Here is an 18,415-nt window from a genome sequence, read left to right as displayed (position 1 = left end):
CCCTTAACTTAAAAGCTAGTACAATATCTTATTGCGTCTTGCTATCATATTGTAGAACTTATCAGAGCAGAAATCTAGCACTTGCAGGATAATGATGGAAATCTGTTTTTAGTAATCTGCACCACAAAGGAATTTAGTTTATATAAGAAAACAGAGCTCGGGTAATAACCGGAGCTCTGTTCCATTATTTTGCGTCTTTATTTATGTTTGTCTTTATTTATGTTTGTCTTTGTCTTTGTCTTTGTCTTTGTCTTTGTCTTTGTCTTTGTCTTTGTCTTTGTCTTTGTCTTTGTCTTTGTCTTTGTCTTTGTCCTTACCATTTTTGCTTCGTGTAACCTCGACAGTATAGGTTTTCGAAGTACCGTTTTGTGCGGTAACTACGATGGTAATTACATTTCCGTCACCTACAGCTAAATTCACTGCTGCGCTTGGTGTTCCACTTGTGACTAGCACGCCATTCACCTTAACGGTCGCTGTTGCATCTGCTACTGTCGGAGTAACGGTTATTGACGTTACACTGTTGATTACAGTTGTCCTATAGAGCGTTGTTCCACTAGCGAAGACAGGACTCAAGGTCCCTTGGCTGATAGCTAAGCTACTTAAATTAGCATTGCTGCTCAGGGCGAGCGTCGTCACCTGCTTGCTTGGACCTGTAGTTGACCAATTACCCGCCTCGTCTCCGGCTTCCACCTTGAACATATAGGCGGAGCCTGCCGTCAAACCGGTTACGTTGTAATCCGTACCAGCTACTGTTGCAATTTCAACATCGTTCTTAAAAATCTTATATTCCTTTACTCCTACGTTGTCTTCTGCTCCGTTCCAAGAAAGTGTAACGCTCGTTTGTGTTACATTGAACTCTGCGATGCTTCCATCTGACCATGTCGGTGCAGCCGTGTCCGGTACATCTGCCCCCCACAATTCCAGGTTAGGCTGTTGTCCCGTTTCGCCTTCACGAGAACTCAACACGACTAAATCGTTATCGTTCACTTCGGCGTAGTTTCTCTTTTCTTTAATAAGTACAAATGACATCGTAGAACCAGCATGTTCCTTCACAAATTCCGACACATCCACAGTGCTGTATCCGCCTGCTTTGGTGAAGGTCATCATACCTAACGGATCGGCTGTAACTCCGAGATCCATTAAATAGGTGGCTCTCTCGTTTATGTTCGGCGCATTGCTTCCTGTCAATGTATACTCCGTCCATGCAGAATCAGTGATTCCATAGACCATTACATTGAAATTATCCAACTGCGATGAATCGTTCAGTTTACCGAAGACGTTCAGGTTCGCGGCCCTTACACCCGTATAAGTTGGGAATTTCAAGTACACTGCGGAATTGTTGTCTAGTGCACTCGTGCTTTGACGAACAGTCATGCTAGGACTTGTTCCAAAGTTAGTAGAAAGTGAAGCCCCTAACGAAACCTGCGCATCCTCACTGGCGATGACTGTTTCCGGCGTTGGCATGGGGTCTCCCTTATAAACAGTTACTAACCATGCACTTTGTTTCGGCTGCACGACTGTCAGTTTCATGTCAGAAGCTAATGGAGCCCGGTACACGACACCTCCAAAAATTGATGCACTAACCTCTCGAATCGATACCAAATTACCTGGTTGTACATCTAAGCCTGACAAGTCAATGGTTGTCCGGTAATCCACGAGATCACTAGTTTGTGGAATCCAGATGTAATAATTGGACGTTGCAAAATCAAAAGCTGTGGAAGCCTCATAGCTGGCATCATACTTTGCCACAGCTGTCGTCGCATATAAATCACGCTCATTCTTGAACCCTTCTGCAAAAAGTCTTGTCGTTTCCGCATTCTTCGTCGGTCCACCGACATCATAGACGGGAATTTGTTCAGTTGCGTACAATTCTCTAATTTTTATAGGCCCGGTTGCCGTCGAAGTGAATCGCAGCTTATTCGTTGTAACCGGAATGATAATACCTCCAGCAAAGTTGTTCGTATTTGACGTAACATTTACGGTGTCTTTCCACGTACTACCGATACTATCAAAATATTGAAGCTTAAAGTTTCCGAAAGTTCCCGTATATTTATTCTGTCCAGGGTTATATAACGCGTCACCCAAATCAATTTTCACTTGTTGAATGGTTTTCATACTCCCCAAATCAATATCTAATGTGTGATTTGTACCTGCTCCGCTTACCCATGCTGAACCGTCACTAGAGTCGCCATCCACCACTTTGCTTGCAGCAGCTTGATTAGAGCTTGCCGTGACCGTCTTACCAAGCACAAGGTTCTGGGCTGGATCCCTGGAACGGTCATACATAAACATGACAGCATTTCCATTAACTCCGCTGTAAATATTGGCTGATTTGAACTGATACATCCCCTGAACATTCTTATCCATTGCCCTTTGCCATACGCCGGCTTCAGCCTGGAATACGTCAGGAGTATCATTGGTGACCGAGAATGTCTTCCAGTTTGCACCTGGAGCGTAATTAAACTCCGTATAAATGATAGGCAGTGCTTGACCCGTCGAGGATTCTTGAGCCATCATTCTGTTCATAGCATCAATTTCTTTGCCATACACGTTCACATTCCCCGAGTAATTATGCTTTACAAACGTATCTACAATATCGGTTGAAACTGTTTCCCCCCTGTAATTAATTCGGTTACCGTTCATCATCCGCTTGGCAATATCACTCGTACCACTAGAAGCCAATGTAGGAGCAGCAAAAGTCGGTTTCAACGCAGTTCCCTTTAGTCTGTTGACATCATCAAGAGCAGAATGAATTGCGTCAGAATAAATCTTCAGGAAGTATACGAACTTGTCTACTTCTTTTGCTCGTTCTTCTGGTGTATTGCCTACAATAATGGCTTCCGGCTCATTCGGTCCTTCAAATTCCGTAACTCCGTAGTTTATTGACAAATAAAATGCAGAAGCATAAAATTCCTGCCATTTCTTCCACGATTGTCTCCATTTTTCAGGATCATTCTCATCCGAATAGCCCGCATAACCAGAGTCATTCAGCTCTGCTAGTACTTGGATACCCATTTCTTTGAACTTCTGCATATTGCTATCAATGGTATACTCCGTTGTTCCATCCCACAAATGAGAATAATTCGCTTTAACGTTTGTCCAGTTAATATAGGTTTGATCCGTCATTGTTGTGTTCATGCGGGCGCGTAAATCAGCTTTCATCGTATCGAAAGCACTTAAGCTCGATACGGATGGAGAGCCGTTTACATTAGCCGCCTGAACAAACCGCTCAGGAGTTAACCAATAACGAACGCCATTAACGTTGGAATATTTATACCAAGCAGCAACATTATCGCCCTCTAGGAAGGTGACGCCGCTGGAACCAACGTATTTCAACGTTTGACCTACAACCTGATCACTTACCGTCACAGTCGCATCTGTCGTCTGCTGATAAACGGTTACCTTGTAAGTCTTCTCTGTGCCATTCTCTGCTTTGACTGTAAACAGGACAGGATCTCGGTAATCAATTCCAGTACTTCCGCTGATTTGCGACATACCATTTACTTCTACTTGTACTCCTGAAGTCTGGAATGTAGCAACTACATTTGAAAGATCCACTTCTTTAGGAACAATTAATGCGATGCTATTATTGTAATCGTCAGTAATCGAATATTTGCCGCCAGGTGCATCAGCAATTGTACGACTAATCATACTGGAGGTAATCGTACCTGTAACCGTCGTATTTATTCCTAAGAAGCTAAAGGAAGTAAGGTCCTTTGAGTCTTCCTTGATTAAAACCTGAACGGTATAGTCTACAGAAGAACCATCTGCTGCTGTCACTTTATAAACCACTGGGCCTGTAAAATCATTAACGCTGATACCACTCTGCTGATTCAAACCAGCAACTGTTACCAAACTGCCATTGGTGCTAAAGCCTGCTGCAAGATTAGTCAGGTCGGTTCCAACTGGTGCAATGACCGTTATCAGGTTACCATTGATTGAGCCGCTCAACTCAGGAGAAACATTCAGGATCGTGAATGTAGTCATTTCTTTAGCCGTGCTCACCTGCGCTCCTACGGTTACAGCAGAAACCGAGGTGATCGTAGGACTGGAGACGCTGGTCGCTCGGATCATAGCGGTACCCGCTGACAAGCCAGTAATCGTTCCATTCTTATCTATACTAACCACAGATGGATTGGACGAGCTCCACATCACACGTTGATCCGCTGTGTCAGGTATAACATTGGTTTGAAGACTTTGATGAGCTCCCGTTAGCAAATTTAGTGAAGCAGGAATCGTAATTGCTGTCGCAGGCGCGGTAATGTTATACACCTCAATTTCTGATATAAACGGCAAGTCGAGGTTATCTTCCCCAGTAATGACTAATCGTACATATCTTGCGCTTGTTGCAGTGAAACTCACATCCAATTGCGAAGTAATGGTTGTTCCTTCACTTAACTTGGACCACAGTTGTCCGTCTGTGGATGCGTAAAGTGTGAAACCCATCGTACGATAAGATCCGTTGCGCAATGCTTCCCTTAGCACGATTTTGTTAAAGGATTTCACTTCCTTTAAATCAATCGTCATATAGTAAGGGAGCAAATCGGCGCTATTACGGCGCCAAGACGAATTAGGATCCCCATCGGTCAATGTTTCTGGTGGGTTCCTATAGAAACCTAAACTCGTAGCAGTCGCTTTCGCTCCCAATGCCATATTGACCGGATTGGCAGAGAGTTCTTTATACACATTGACGATAAAATTTCGGTAGGTGTTGTCATCGGCATATACCGTATAGGTGACCGAATTCGAGAAGTCCTGGCTCGTTACACCGCTTATTGGTGTTGTTCCATTCAACTCGATCCTCTTGCCGACATAATTGAAGCTTGGAACTAAAGCTGTCGTATTCGTTCCGCTTGGAACGACCACATTTACGTTATCACCTTCAATGAAAGCATTCACTGGTGGAGTCAAACTGTTAAAAGTAAACGACGTTAATTCTTTCTGAGACACGCCACGACTCGTGACGGATACCACATATTCTTTGGTTGTGTGATCTTCTGCAACGACCCTATAGGTGACTGGTGATGAGAAATTATTGGAAGTTACGCCACTGATTTGCAGCGTATTGTTCACATAAACTGCTTCTCCAAGGGTCTGAAAGTGAGCGACCAAAGGGTTAAGCGGCATGCCTTCGGGTAGATGAACCGAAATGGTCCCATGACTCTCATCAATGTTGCCATCCCATGTGGAACTCATGTTTTGAAAGCTAAACGCTGTGATATCTTTATTATTGGAAGCAACGACAGTTACACTCGTCTCAGCGAAGTAAGTTGCATTAGTGACGCTTGTCGCTCTAATGACTGCGTTCCCCGCTCCGACACCTGTTACGACACCACTGCCGGTTACCGTTGCTACACTCGGATTGTTGGTTGTCCAGCTTACGCTCTGGTCTGTTCCAGCGGGTTGAACTGTGGCAGTTTGCGTGCTGGTCCCATTTTTGCTTAAGGTGATGGATGCTTTGTCTACTACGACTCCGGTAGGAGTTACATAAATTTCAAATTCCGATATACCAGCAACTGATGCCGGAATGGGCGCAGTCGGTATCCAAAAACGCACATATCTCGCTTGAACCGTATTGAAGTCAAATGAACGCGATGACGTGCTTGATATTGAATCCGTTACACCTGAAGGTGTTTTGTAAATTGATGTCCACTGTATCTTGTCATTGGAATATTGAATTTCAAAGTTAGTTGCTCTGGAAGCGTAATCAATTCCGCTGATATTCGGCGCACGCAGCTTAACTTGATTGAAATTCATCGAAGAACCTAGATCGACCTGAAGCCATGGAGAGGTGTCAGCTGAATTATGTCTCCAAGCGGTATTCGGGTCACCGTCAAACGCTTTCGGAGTCGCCCAAGTAGGACTTGAGTTAAAGGCGGTACTAGACGAATAGGTTTTACCTGCAGCCAAATTGGTCGACGCTCCTGCAGCTGCAGCTATTGGAATAATCATACTTGGGAGCATTACATTCACTATCATCGTAAATAAGACTATTGATCGTAGTGCTTTCATTAAACTGAAACGAGTTAACATTCATAATCCCCTCCGTTCATTTTTACAAACGCTTTCATTGACCTTACAATACTATATTGCTCTAAAACAGGCTCGTTAGGAATCCTCAGTTTGCCAAATCAAGATACAATTATTCAAATCTTCGGATAAGCCAAAATTCAGTAAACCATCAAACATCAATCGAACTTTCTATCGATTAGCATTTTTACGCAAAAAATGATGTTTGATTTTTTGTCGTGCGTTTTGATGTTCTGCTTCTTCATTTTCGATCAAGCAAATGCCTATACTTTAATCACACCTAACGAATGGGAGAGGAGTTCACAATGAACACACATTCAATGACTACTGCTGTAACAGCGAAGAAACTCAAACAGAAAGGCGGCCTGCTGCAATATATCATCCGTAACCGTGCGTTTTACATCATGTTGGCGCCGGGGCTGATTTATCTGCTGGTATTCAAATATGTACCGATGCTCGGCAGCGTGATCGCCTTTCAGGATTACAACATCTTCGACGGATTTTGGAAGAGCCCCTGGGTCGGCATGCAGTGGTTCTATCAGTTATTGACTTACCCGAATTTCAAGCGACTGTTCGTCAACACGCTTGTGATCAGTTTCTATCAATTGATTTTCTCGTTTCCAGCACCGATTATATTGGCTTGTCTGCTCAACGAGCTGCGTCTCGGAGTGTTTAAACGATTAACCCAAACCATTCTCTATTTGCCACATTTCTTGTCCTGGACGCTCATTTTCGGACTTTCCTACATGATGCTGTCTACGCAGGTCGGACTTATCAATCAGTTTATCGCCGATCTAGGCTTTCAAAAAATCAACTTCCTGGGGGATCCCAAATACTTCCGCGGAACAATCATCTTATCAGGAATATGGAAGGAAATGGGTTGGAGCTCCATCATTTTCCTAGCAGCGCTTGCCGGTATCGACTCTTCGCTGTATGAAGCTGCAAAGATCGACGGAGCAGGACGATGGAAGCAATTCACGAATATCACGTTCCCAGGTCTCATTCCCGCGATTATGATCCTGCTGCTACTCAAAACAGGGCACATTCTGGATCTCGGATTCGAGCATATCTATGTATACCTAACACCGATCAGCTTCCAGGTCGGGGACGTACTGGATACGTTTTCTTACCGGGCAGGGATTATTGGAGGCCAATACAGCTTCACAACCGCCATCGGTTTGTTCAAATCTGTTGTCGGCCTACTCATGCTCATGATAACCAACAAGATTAGTAACGCCACAACCGGCAACGGCTTGTACTGATTTAAGCAGAAGGAGAGTCTAAATCCATGAAGATTAAGCAAACATTTGGCGAAAATCTGTTCGATACGATGAATGTCTTGTTTCTAGGACTTATGTGCTTGGTCGTGCTCGTGCCGTTCTTGCATATTGCAGCAGGATCTTTCAGCTCCACCAACGCGCTGATCCACTCACAAGTCAAGGTGTGGCCCGTACATTTTAATGTGGACAATTATATCAAGGTCATGCAAAACATGGCGTTCTGGTCATCGTTTAAAATCAGCATTATCATCACCGTTCTCGGAACTGCGTTGAACATGTTCTTAACGGTCATTATGGCATACCCGCTGTCCAAAGCCGGACTCAAGGGCCGAAAATTTTTCATGCTGATGATCATCTTTACCATGATTTTCTCAGCTCCCTTGATACCATCTTATTTTGTGGTCAAATCGTTCGGCATGCTGAACACAATCTGGGCGCTTATTATTCCATCTGCTTTAAGCGTTTTCAATATGATTCTATGCTATACCTTTTTCCGGAATTTGCCAGAGGAGCTGTTCGAGGCTGCCCGCGTCGACGGCATGTCCGAATACGGTATTTTGTTCCGCATCGCCCTGCCACTGTCGCTGCCGATTCTGGTGACGTTGACACTCTATTACGCGGTCGGCCATTGGAACAATTACTCCGCCGCCTTAATTTACATTACGAAGCCTGCTCTCCGGCCGTTGCAGCTCTACTTGTACAGTATGATTGCACAGGGCAACCTTGGCGACGTTAACTCCACAGTCAATGAATTAGCCACACTCGATACATCGCCGGAAGGCTTGAAGATGGCAACCATCCTGGTAGCGACCGTGCCAATCATGCTGATCTACCCATTCATTCAGAAGCATTTCATTAAGGGCACTTTGGTCGGTTCGGTCAAAGGCTAGACGCCAGCTCTAATTTTTCTTGATAAAGAAAGCGATCATCCAACAGGCATCCCCTATCTTTCTTTATCCTTAAAAATATATCTTACACATAATAAAATGGAGGTCTTTTCATGAAACGATCCAGAAAAACCGTCACTCTGCTTTGTGCTACAGCTGTTCTTCTCACGTCCGCTTGTTCAAACGGAACTGCGCAGATACAATCGCCAGCACCAGGCAATATTGCGACACCGGCCACTCCGGTTAAAATTACTTACGCTTTGTCCGACTACGCCAAACCGCTGCCGGACATCAACGACCAGCCTTTCGTAAAACACATCAATCAGAAGGCTAATGTATCGCTGGATATGCAGCTTATTGCTAGTGCCAGCTTCGACCAGAACCTTCGCCTGAAGATTGCCTCCGGTGAAATCCCGGATTTGATCCAAGCCTCGGGGCTGAATCCGGCCGGTGTGCTAACGGGCAATCAGACGATTCCACTGGATGATTTGATTAACAAATACGGTCCGAATCTGAAAAAATTCATACCTAAGGATTCCTGGGACGATGTAACGATTAACGGCAAAATTATGGGTATCCCGTCAGTCCTTCTTTCCCCTTCCAACAACATTTTGTATATCCGCAAGGATTGGATGGAGAAGGTCGGCGGCAAAATTCCGCAAACCTCCGACGAGTTACTTGACCTACTCCGTTTATTCCGCGACAAGGATCCGAACGGAAACGGCAAGCAGGATGAAATTGCTTTTACCATGCGATCCAATTTCACTTGGTGGTACAACATTGCGGGCATGTGGGGCATCGGCCAGAGTAACTATCACGTGCTCAACGGTGAGGTCACTCCCGACATCATCAACCCGAATATGAAGACCGCGCTGGGCTTTTTGAAGACGATGTATGACGAAAAGCTGCTCGATTCCGAGTTCCTGACCAACGCAACCACTGACAAAAAAGTTTATGCCGACGTGGTTGGCTCGTTCGTCCATTTGACAGATTCCATCGAAAACTGGAACGATGCTATAACCAAAGCGCTGCCCGGCAAAAAACCGGAGCTGATTGCCATCCCAACGCCGAAAGGTAAAGGTTACAACGGACCAGTAGGCGGCATTAAGAAGCCGAACGACAAATATTACGTTATTACGAAAGCTGCCAAAAACCCAGAAGCCATCATTAAGATGCTCGATTGGTTTGCTACGGATGAAGGGGTAATCTTTCACCGACTTGGTCTGGAAGGCGATACGTATACGAAAGAGGGAGACAAATTCGTCTACGACGATGCCAAGGACAAGACTAACAAGTCAGATCTACGCATTCTTGCATTCGGCTCTCAAGGTACGATGAATCCGATCGTAGACAACAACTTGAAGCGCACTCCAGATCAACAGCGCTTGTACAATATGAGGGTAAGCGCTATGGAGATGTCCCGCAAGGAAGGATTGCTCAAAGCGGAGCAAGGCTTGCCTGAAGCGCAAACCGTGAAGAAATTCCCGGATATCAACCCTGGGAACTCCCCTATGTATCAAGAAATAGCAGCCAAGATCGTTCTAGGCAAGCTGCCGCTCGACGCATTCGACGATTACGTCAAGAAATACCGTCAGCAAGGCGGCGACGAGCTGATCAAAGAAATGACGGAAGCGTACAACAACCTGCACGCTAAAAAATAATTAAAAAATAGGCCGTCCCTTCAACAGCTGAATGCTGTTAAGGGGCAGCCTTTTTGTCATTATCTTAGGCGAGAGAGCGCCTTTTAACTAGAAAACCAAATGTTTAATGAGTACGAATGGCATAAAGCGCCAGCATGATTCTTCACAAATTCCGAAACATCCATAGTGCTGTACCTGCCTGTTTTGGTGAAGGTCATCATACCTAACGGCTCGGCTGTAACGCCGAGACTCGTTAAATATATACATTAAAATTGTACAACTGCCAAGAAGCGTTCAGTTTACCGTAGACGTTCAGGTTCGTTGACGACCATTGTATTTTCCGAATCGAACAACTTGCTCAGAATTACAGTGAGGGCACTCGAACTCGCTTTAAAGCGAGTCTCCCTCATTTCATTGATTAAACGTCCGCCGACGGAGGAAGAAGGATCAACATAGCGTTTTTCCCATTGATAGACTTTTTCTTTTTTTGTTAGGGTTAATTTATCAATGTGTTTTAACAAATTGCTAAACGCATTATCCATCCTTACAACCAAACACGAATACTTGTTCCTATATTAATTATATAAGGGAAACGGAGAGGTTTCAATTATCAACATTTACCTTTAACACAGCCATTAATTAAAATTTCATCTGTTCTTCTTGGGCTCTCAACGGATTATGTTTTATTTGGGGATGCAAAGGACATTAAGCACGTGATATTCCATAATTAATTAGAAAACGGAGCCCGCAATCCCGCGGTGCTCCGTTTTTGTTGTTTCAGAATTGATTAGAATTTAAATTCCGCCGCGGCGGAAATGCATTCTACAAGGTCTCCGTACTGAGCGTAAATCCTTCGATCACGACGTCTTCGTCGACCTCGATCAAGATACATCGTTTTCCTTGATAATTTACCTGTCTCACGTACTTTAAATCTTGAGGACTGACCGAAATCGTGGCTATCTTCGTATCAATTTTAATCGATTTCGAAGTGAACTTCGGCATGACGCTGCTTGCTTTGAGTTCATAGTTTTTGTCGTCGACGACGTTTTGGAACGCTCGTTCCACCTTTTCCATCGTCACGCCCTCTACACCACTGACCGACAGCATGCGTTCCACATCTTTATAGTCCAGCTTTGGAGGTTCTTCATCCTCGTTGGACTCGATGACCCGATGAATTTCCTCATACACATGAGCGATCGTAGCGGCATCAAGTTGATCGCCCGCCACTTCCTTCACGATATCCTCAAAAATGGCTCTCTCTTCTAACGCTGTCACGGTCTTCTCTGCATTTAAGACTTGATCGATGAAATGCCAATTCGGTTCATGCGCTCTCCCCGAGCAATACAGAATGCGATTCACGTCGGAATAGTTGTCTGTCACACTAGGGTAGAAAAAACCTTGTTCCGGCGTGTTCAATTTGATGATCGGATCTACGAAAACGTTATACTTAAATTCTCTCTCCACATAGTCAAACATGAGCGTTTTCTTCTGTTGTTCCGTAGAATTCACGCTGCACAGAATGAATAGATTCGCGAACATCTCGTTTTTTTCGCTCTCCATGGCATCTTCGTTCCTACTCTTAGTCGGCCGTGAATATTGTCCGCGAACGAAAGTAATCACTGTATCCTGTTCGTATGTGGTATCCACCAACATTTTTTCTACCAACAAAAGCATCAGATCTTGCCATTCTTCCGCATTACCAGTCACTAAACCTTGATGGAGAAGCACCTGTGTAGGCTGCTCCGCTTCCTCCTGAAACTTTAACTCATACATCTTCTGATCTAATTCGCCGGTCAGCAGTTTTTTGAAATTGAGCATATATAGTTCCTGCTTTTCCCTGTCTACTAGGGCGAACGGTTGGCGCTCATAATGGTAGATCTCGTTGCTTTCCTTCATGATATACACGTTAAAAATATCGTGGATTTTAAGCATTTCGTTATCCAATTTAAAATGCTTGCGAATATGCGCGATTTCTTTCTTTATCATGGTCCTTCAGACGCTCCTATGAAGTAAAATGGCCTTACTAGTACTAATGATTGAATAGGAAATTTGTAACGGATGATTTGCCTTCCTGAGTGTTCACATCAAAACAAAAGCCCTTCATGAGAAGGGTTCCACGGTTACTTTCCTTTATTTCCGTTCCAAACTTAGAGTGAATAGCACTCCACATGTCTCGCAATTGGTTAAATAACTCTACTTTTAAAGACTTGGATAGACTACTTCCTGTATGTTAATGCATTATTATAGATTTCTCAACAATTTTGAGAATCTATCCTCACTAATTCCGAAAATTTTCTCGAAAATTATAACAACACAGACACAATAAAAAAGAATTGAGGGAGAACAACAAAACAAACAAACAAAACAAAAACAAAAAAACTGTGATGTTTCATAAATAATTATAAAACGGAGCCCGCAAACCCGCGGTACTCCGTTTATTTTGTTTCATATTAAAATTCAATTTGTCTATTCCTTTATCCCGATAGATCCACTGTTTCAAAATTATTTGTAATAAAAATCTGAACTTATACATTTATGCATTAATATGCATCTACTATTAGAAAATAAATGGCACATCATAAGAAATTTCTGTTAAATTGCATCTGTGATTTTTTGTTTTTTTTCTTTATATCTTAAATAATCAACTGTAATTTTTTAAAAAATCCTGTCTAAATCCTAAAAAAAGAATTACTGAGCCCGCAAAGTAAAATTGCAACTTACCATCGCGTCAGGGCACCAGCTCGCCACGGCGGATGCCATCCCCCTAGCAGAGCTTCTAGCGCATCCTCTTGCCATGTTTCAGCCTAATATTCTCGTTCGCCAGTTCTTCAACAAGCATTTCGGAAGCTTGGTCTGATTTATCGCAAAACATTTAAATACAAACTGTTGCTTCTTCATATGCTTGACTTGAACATTATTTTCTGACACTTCTTCCTTTGGGATTATTTCCAGCGTACACTGTAATCTTATTGATGATCACTTTAGGGACAATAAATATTGAGCATCCCGCAGCAAATAGCTTGCAGCTTGGCTAGTAATATGCTTTCCGCTCTGCGCGTTCACTTCATTAACAAATGCAGCAAAATTACTCGCGTCTAATTTACTTTGGAGGCTATTCGCGATACCCGCATTATCGATCCATCCGGCATTCGCAAAATACGTAACTAATGACTTTAAGGAATTGGAGTTAGTTGTTGTCTGAAATAATATCATTTGGCTCTCTGCGTTCCCCGCTAGATCGCCCGAAGTTACGATCAACTCATGCAAACCGAGAGGCAGCGTATAAAGAGGAATCGTTATACCTTGCTGCACCACGTACGTATCCAACATCACTGTAGTTTTGCTATTGTCGACCCCGGACAGGTCATCGCTCAATACAATGATTGGCGTGATATCCACGGAGTCACTATACGTACCGTACACCAATCCGGTGACGGTGATTGTCGGAGCAATCGCATCCAGTTTGAAGCTGACGGTCTTTGGCATTTCTATGTTGCCGGCATTGTCTATTGAACGGTAGCTAATGGTATACTTGCCGTCTTGACTGAACGTTACAGGCGACGTATAGCTTAGCCACGCAGCTCCTCCATCCAGACTGTACTCCGTTCGGGCTACGCCAGATAAATCATCGTAAACATCCAAGCTAACCGTAACTGGATTTACATTCCAACCGTTCTTTCCATCCGGCACAGATGATGTAACATTCACTGTTGTTACCGGTGGAGTACGATCTACCGCAACCTCAACGCTAAATTCACGAATTATAACCTTTTGCGTCTGCGTGGCCGTCGTGCGAATCCGAATATATTTCGCCTGCGTACCTGCTTCTACTGACAATTGAATCTCTGGCTGATCCGTAACCGTAGCAATCGCCTTCCACTCTTTGAAATCCGTGGATATTTCGACCACACCATTTCGGATATACTCATTCGGGTTCGCACCCGTAGCCATTGACAAATGAATAGATTTAATAAAACTCACAGCTTGCAACTCGATACCAACATAATCGCCTATACCCGGACTCGAGTTGGACCAGAAAACAGTCCCTTCATTACCATCCACCATGTTGCTTACGAAGTTTGTTTGATTTGGTGCCATCGTGGTCACCATAGGGGCATACTTCAACTTACCTCGATTCACATCGTACATCCAATTTGCGTTTGCAGTCCCTAATCCGCTGATATATCTTCGCATGGAGTAGATGTTTTGCAGCATAATTCCATCGAAGCGATGCGTGTAAATCGCATCCTGCGCACGCAGTTTTGCTGTCTTAGAACTGTTCGTATCACTTTTTAAGCGATAATATTCAACCTCGGTATCGGCGATTGCATAATCAATATTCCACGCCAAGCGCTGAAGCATGTACGCCGTCGAGGTTCCGCTCACTGCCTTTTCTTGCGCGTTGTCCAATTGTGTTTTTGCTTGTAAATAGTTATCTCTCATTTTGGTGACGTTAATTAAATTATTATAATTGCCTGCTGGTTGACTGAATATTGCTCTGCCCGCTTCCTCGACGAGTTGGAAATATTGGCTCATTTCTCCGGAGGCTAAGCCGTATCTGGACTGAACATACTCATCGATTAATGTCTGAGCATTTAAATCGGCGTTCCAGGATAATTTGGCCAAAATGTAATGTGTAATTTCAAATGGAATCCAGTCCCCCGGCTCTGAGTAGGTACCAATACCGGCTATTCCCAATGTTCGGTAATAAGGCATCTCCTGGCCGATCAGCTGGGGTAACACAAACGGCAGCGAATGAAATGCATATCTTCGGTAATACTCATACATCGAGAGATCGCCGTTAAAAACGGACCTCCATTGGTTAATCTGATTAATATACGATTTGTTCGTAGTTGAATTCGGATCGAAGATCGTTTGGACGTAGCTGCGGCCATAAGGAGCAAAATCAATAATGATTGAGTTGTCGTACATATACTTGGTAGGCGGTGAGGTGTAATTATCGTATGCGATGGCCTCAATTCTAACGCCTGGCAATTCATTGCGTACTCTCTCATAAAGTTTTTTCACGACGTAAGCATACGCATTCGACTCGCTTCCAAACTTTTGGTAGGCGGACGAAGGCCAAGTTGCTGAATCCGGCGGCCAAGCATCAAAAATGCCGATTTCCGGGCGCCCCTTCAAATATGTGATAACTTCATCCACATATGCATTCACAGCTGTATCGTCCGCGACGTTAAACACGTTACTACCTGAGGGAAACCATGTCGGATGTGCTGTTTGGTATTTGTCCTTGCGAAGAAAACTTTCAAATCCGTGTCCCCCAACTTCAACGGTTATTCCACGCTTTTTCAGCTCGGGGATCAACTGCTCGCGAAAATCGTCCCACTTTGTCTTTCCTATAGCGATATAGTCATAAGGAACGACTAGCGTGTTTAATTTTACTTTTGTCATCCAATCTACCAATTGAGGTAAATTATCTACGGAATGACTCCAACCCTCCTCGACATATTTACGGCGAATTTTAAAGCTGGGTTGAATCACGGTGTTCGAGGCGGATACCGTAATGGATCTTGTCGAGGGTACGTATTCGGCGTTTCCTTCATAAAAATCGAAGTTCGGGGCAAAAAACTTAACACCTAATTTTTCAAGCAAATCATAGGCTGAATATAAAGTTCCCCTGTCATTTGAACCTGCTAAAACCAAACGAGTCCCGCTAACCTCTGCAAGGAACGAATCCTCTTTCGCATCAGACAATTTCGTGGCGGCAGAAGCAAGCCATTGTCCAGAGATATCGGCTGTTTGACCGCTAACGTTATACTGGCTTGCTTCCTCGCCGGTTACAACGATAATCGCGCTCGATAGTCCACCTGCCAGAGCGGCATCCTCCGCTGTTATCTTTCCTTCAAGAACAGGGATCGTAGCACCTGCCATTTTACGGGCGTAATTCTGCAGTTCCGAAGCGGCATACGAAGCTATCTCCGAATTGGAGTTCTTGCTCCACCAAATGATAACCGATTTGGTTTGATGATTGTCAACGAATGTCAACTCATTCTCCTGAAGCAACGAAGGCTGATCCAAGGCGTAAGCGCGTAAATTCAAATCATTAACTTGCATGAAAAAGATGAGCACCAGGATCACAGTAAGCCATTTTAAAAATGTCTTTCTACGCATATAATCCTCCTCGTTTTTACAATGCTCCCGGCACTAGCCGAGGCAGATGGGACAAGACTATCCTCATCCCAAAATATTTGTACATCCATATCGTACTTTGAATGTACCGCCAACATAAGGTTGAACATTTTTCAAACTTTACCAAAAGTCCCATTTAGTTGAGAGGCAGAACAGTCACGATGTGTTATATTAGAGTTACTACTTATAAACAGGTGACACGATGACGATACTCCTTATCTTGCTCATGATTGCAGCCATTACGCTCTTTATTGCCAAAGCGCGCAATCCTTCAGCCTATTGGATGGGACTTGTGCTAGTCGGATGGTTTCTTAGCATGTCCGGATTGATTTTGTTTATTGCCAAATTCGGCGGATTTTATTACAGAGTAAATATTGTATTGTTTTTCAACGACACGATCCGCAATATGCTGTTGAATGCTCCTATCAAAATTGAGGGAATTAGCCGTATGCTTACGGTTGGGCGGTCGCTTTTTATTTTTAGCTTGATCAGACTCTCGATATCCTTAATGTCTTACAAAACGGCGAAGCGCATGTGGAAGGTGTATGTGTTAATTCTCTTGCCCGCTCTCGCCAATCTAATTTTCTATGATCCCATTATCTACAAATGGGCGCTTACCGTAATGGACCGCAATCATACCTATATCGTTGGTTGGGTAACAAGGGGATGGCTTGTTCTATCTGCAGCTGCAGCCCTTTCTATCATGATTTGGAAATATCAACGCGTAACGATTCCATGGTTAAAAAGACAAACCCAGTTTATTATCCTCGGCGTGCTCTCGCTGGTTCTGTTTTATTTTTATCTTGGCTTCATGGGTCCTTTACAGGTCTTCGATGTACGCACCTTCTATGTGCTGTATTCGGATTTCTCTAATTTTAATCCGCCTCTAACCCTGCTTGAGTGGTATTTAAGCATTAGCTTTACAGGTATTTTATCTATTATCAGCATACTCTCCATTTGGCGTTATACGGAAATTGAAAAGAAAATGGGTAACGAGGACCTCATGCTGGAGCGAAAGCTAAACACGGCTAATATGGGAGCTCAAGTGTTTACACATGCCATAAAAAATCAACTGCTCATGATTCAGCTGCTCATCAAGCAAGCTAATCAAGGCATGCCCACCGGTGAAGCTGCTGATGTTCAAAAGGTGGAGGCGGCGCTGAGTAAAGCCGACGTCATTGTGAACCAAACGCTCGGAAGACTCGATCAGTTGTACAAGTCATTTAAAACAAGCCATCTCCAACTGAAACCCCAGTCCGTGCAAAAGCTTATTCGTCATACGCTGGAAAGGATGCCCTCCTTACCTTCGAACATCATCATTAAATGTACAGGACCTGAAATTGAAGCCATGATCTTGGCTGATTTTGAACATATGTCGGAAGTGATTTATAATCTGCTGATCAATGCGGTTGAAGCGATTGCATCCGACTCTTCGGGCGTTATTCAGCTCAGCGTTTATGAAGAAGATAATTGGGTGATCATCAAAATTTCGGATAACGGTCCGGGTATTCCTGACCATCTGCAGGATAAGATTTTTGATCCCTTTTATACAAGTAAAAATACAAATAAAAATTGGGGCGTCGGTTTATCGTATGTCAAGCATATCGTACTTGGGCATTACGGACGCATCCATCTTGACAGCAAATCCGGAAAGGGCAGCACGTTCCAAATTATTATGCCGCTATATGTGTTGAAACTAGAGGCTAAGAAAGGTTGATGGACATGATAGCATCCATTCGTATTATCGTTGCTGAAGATTTGGATGTTCTGAGGGAGCATTTCTGTGAGCTGATCGATCGAGAAGATGATTTGAAGGTAATCGGACAAGTCTCTAGCGGCAAAGAAGTGCTGAAGCTTATAGCCGAGCTGGGAGCACCCGATCTAATTCTCATGGATATCGAGATGGAAATGAGACATGACGGGATCCTCACAGCACAAAAAGTGCTTGAACTTCATCCGCAAACACGAATCGTGTTCCTTACGGTGCATGAAGATGATGAAACGGTATTCAGCGCTTTCGAAACAGGTGCTGTCGATTACGTGCTGAAGACAAGCTCAAGCGAAGCCATTATTCAGAGCATTCGTTCTGCTCATGCGGGAAATGTGCAAGTCCGTCCTGAGTTTGCCTATAAAATCAAAAATGAGTTCTCTAGGATCCGCCGCAATCAGGAATCATTATTGCATTCAACGTTGATTCTTTCTCAGATGACCCCATCGGAGCTGGTTATTCTAGATCTACTTCTCAAAGATATGAAAATAACGGAAATCGCAAAGGAACGGCAAGTCGAATTATCCACCATCAAATCGCAAATTAACGTGATTTTGAAAAAGTTCAACAAGAAGAGGACCAAAGAAGTGACTATCATGCTTCGTGAACTGAATGTAACGCCTTTTATACAAAAAGCAAGAGGAGGACGATGAGTCCTCC

Annotated in this window: 9 protein-coding genes and 1 pseudogene; 6 read left to right on the top strand and 4 right to left on the bottom strand. The window is 43.7% G+C overall.

Going from position 1 to position 18,415, the window contains the following annotated elements; all coding sequences use genetic code 11:
* Positions 1 to 213: 213 nt before the first annotated feature.
* On the bottom strand, positions 214 to 5,964 hold the full coding sequence (locus GC098_RS02945) for a discoidin domain-containing protein (protein WP_246358390.1): 5,751 nt from the start codon (positions 5,962 to 5,964) through the stop codon (positions 214 to 216).
* A 371-nt stretch (positions 5,965 to 6,335) separates the two neighbouring features.
* Here GC098_RS02945 and GC098_RS02940 point away from each other — a divergent pair, with 371 nt between their 5' ends.
* The 3 genes from GC098_RS02940 (at position 6,336) to GC098_RS02930 (ending at position 9,858) form a co-directional block, all read left to right on the top strand.
* Complete coding sequence (locus GC098_RS02940) at positions 6,336 to 7,292, top strand: ABC transporter permease (RefSeq protein ID WP_246358389.1); 957 nt, start codon at positions 6,336 to 6,338, stop codon at positions 7,290 to 7,292.
* A gap of 26 nt (positions 7,293 to 7,318) precedes the next feature.
* Complete coding sequence (locus GC098_RS02935; RefSeq protein WP_171640814.1) at positions 7,319 to 8,200, top strand: carbohydrate ABC transporter permease; 882 nt, start codon at positions 7,319 to 7,321, stop codon at positions 8,198 to 8,200.
* A 110-nt stretch (positions 8,201 to 8,310) separates the two neighbouring features.
* On the top strand, positions 8,311 to 9,858 hold the full coding sequence (locus tag GC098_RS02930; protein ID WP_171640812.1) for an extracellular solute-binding protein: 1,548 nt from the start codon (positions 8,311 to 8,313) through the stop codon (positions 9,856 to 9,858).
* A gap of 297 nt (positions 9,859 to 10,155) precedes the next feature.
* Here GC098_RS02930 and GC098_RS02925 read toward each other — a convergent pair.
* Both GC098_RS02925 and GC098_RS02920 read right to left on the bottom strand, forming a co-directional pair.
* A pseudogene (locus GC098_RS02925) lies at positions 10,156 to 10,379 on the bottom strand (transposase-like zinc-binding domain-containing protein); the annotation flags it as partial.
* A 280-nt stretch (positions 10,380 to 10,659) separates the two neighbouring features.
* The gene (locus tag GC098_RS02920; protein ID WP_171640810.1) at positions 10,660 to 11,823 is read right to left on the bottom strand and encodes a DUF4317 domain-containing protein; all 1,164 of its coding nucleotides are present in this window, start codon (positions 11,821 to 11,823) and stop codon (positions 10,660 to 10,662) included.
* 724 nt (positions 11,824 to 12,547) lie between these two features.
* Here GC098_RS02920 and GC098_RS02915 point away from each other — a divergent pair.
* Complete coding sequence (locus tag GC098_RS02915; protein WP_171640808.1) at positions 12,548 to 12,694, top strand: type 2 periplasmic-binding domain-containing protein; 147 nt, start codon at positions 12,548 to 12,550, stop codon at positions 12,692 to 12,694.
* A gap of 119 nt (positions 12,695 to 12,813) precedes the next feature.
* On the opposite strand, the gene GC098_RS02910 is transcribed toward GC098_RS02915, so the two are convergent.
* The gene (locus tag GC098_RS02910) at positions 12,814 to 15,969 is read right to left on the bottom strand and encodes a DUF4838 domain-containing protein (protein WP_171640806.1); all 3,156 of its coding nucleotides are present in this window, start codon (positions 15,967 to 15,969) and stop codon (positions 12,814 to 12,816) included.
* 220 nt (positions 15,970 to 16,189) lie between these two features.
* Here GC098_RS02910 and GC098_RS02905 point away from each other — a divergent pair, with 220 nt between their 5' ends.
* Together GC098_RS02905 and GC098_RS02900 are read left to right on the top strand one after the other, a co-directional pair.
* Entirely contained in the window at positions 16,190 to 17,704 is a 1,515-nt protein-coding gene (locus GC098_RS02905) for a sensor histidine kinase (RefSeq protein WP_171640804.1), read from the top strand.
* Positions 17,704 to 18,408 (top strand): response regulator transcription factor, encoded by a 705-nt coding sequence (locus GC098_RS02900; RefSeq protein ID WP_216625134.1) that lies wholly within the window; start codon positions 17,704 to 17,706, stop codon positions 18,406 to 18,408. The genes GC098_RS02905 and GC098_RS02900 overlap by 1 nt, the downstream gene beginning before the upstream one ends.
* Positions 18,409 to 18,415 lie beyond the last annotated feature (7 nt).

It is taken from the genome of Paenibacillus phytorum, assembly GCF_013141715.1.
Lineage (GTDB): Bacteria > Bacillota > Bacilli > Paenibacillales > NBRC-103111 > Paenibacillus_E > Paenibacillus_E phytorum.
This window is presented reverse-complemented; position numbering and strand designations above follow the sequence as displayed.

What these genes read in the sequence shown, in the direction of transcription:
- GC098_RS02945 (WP_246358390.1), bottom strand. Translation starts at nt 5,964, where the DNA reads ATGCTCCCAAGTATGATTATTCCAATAGCTGCAGCTGCAGGAGCGTCG.
- GC098_RS02940 (WP_246358389.1), top strand. Translation starts at nt 6,336, where the DNA reads ATGAACACACATTCAATGACTACTGCTGTAACAGCGAAGAAACTCAAA.
- GC098_RS02935 (WP_171640814.1), top strand. Translation starts at nt 7,319, where the DNA reads ATGAAGATTAAGCAAACATTTGGCGAAAATCTGTTCGATACGATGAAT.
- GC098_RS02930 (WP_171640812.1), top strand. Translation starts at nt 8,311, where the DNA reads ATGAAACGATCCAGAAAAACCGTCACTCTGCTTTGTGCTACAGCTGTT.
- GC098_RS02920 (WP_171640810.1), bottom strand. Translation starts at nt 11,823, where the DNA reads ATGATAAAGAAAGAAATCGCGCATATTCGCAAGCATTTTAAATTGGAT.
- GC098_RS02910 (WP_171640806.1), bottom strand. Translation starts at nt 15,969, where the DNA reads ATGCGTAGAAAGACATTTTTAAAATGGCTTACTGTGATCCTGGTGCTC.
- GC098_RS02905 (WP_171640804.1), top strand. Translation starts at nt 16,190, where the DNA reads ATGACGATACTCCTTATCTTGCTCATGATTGCAGCCATTACGCTCTTT.
- GC098_RS02900 (WP_216625134.1), top strand. Translation starts at nt 17,704, where the DNA reads ATGGACATGATAGCATCCATTCGTATTATCGTTGCTGAAGATTTGGAT.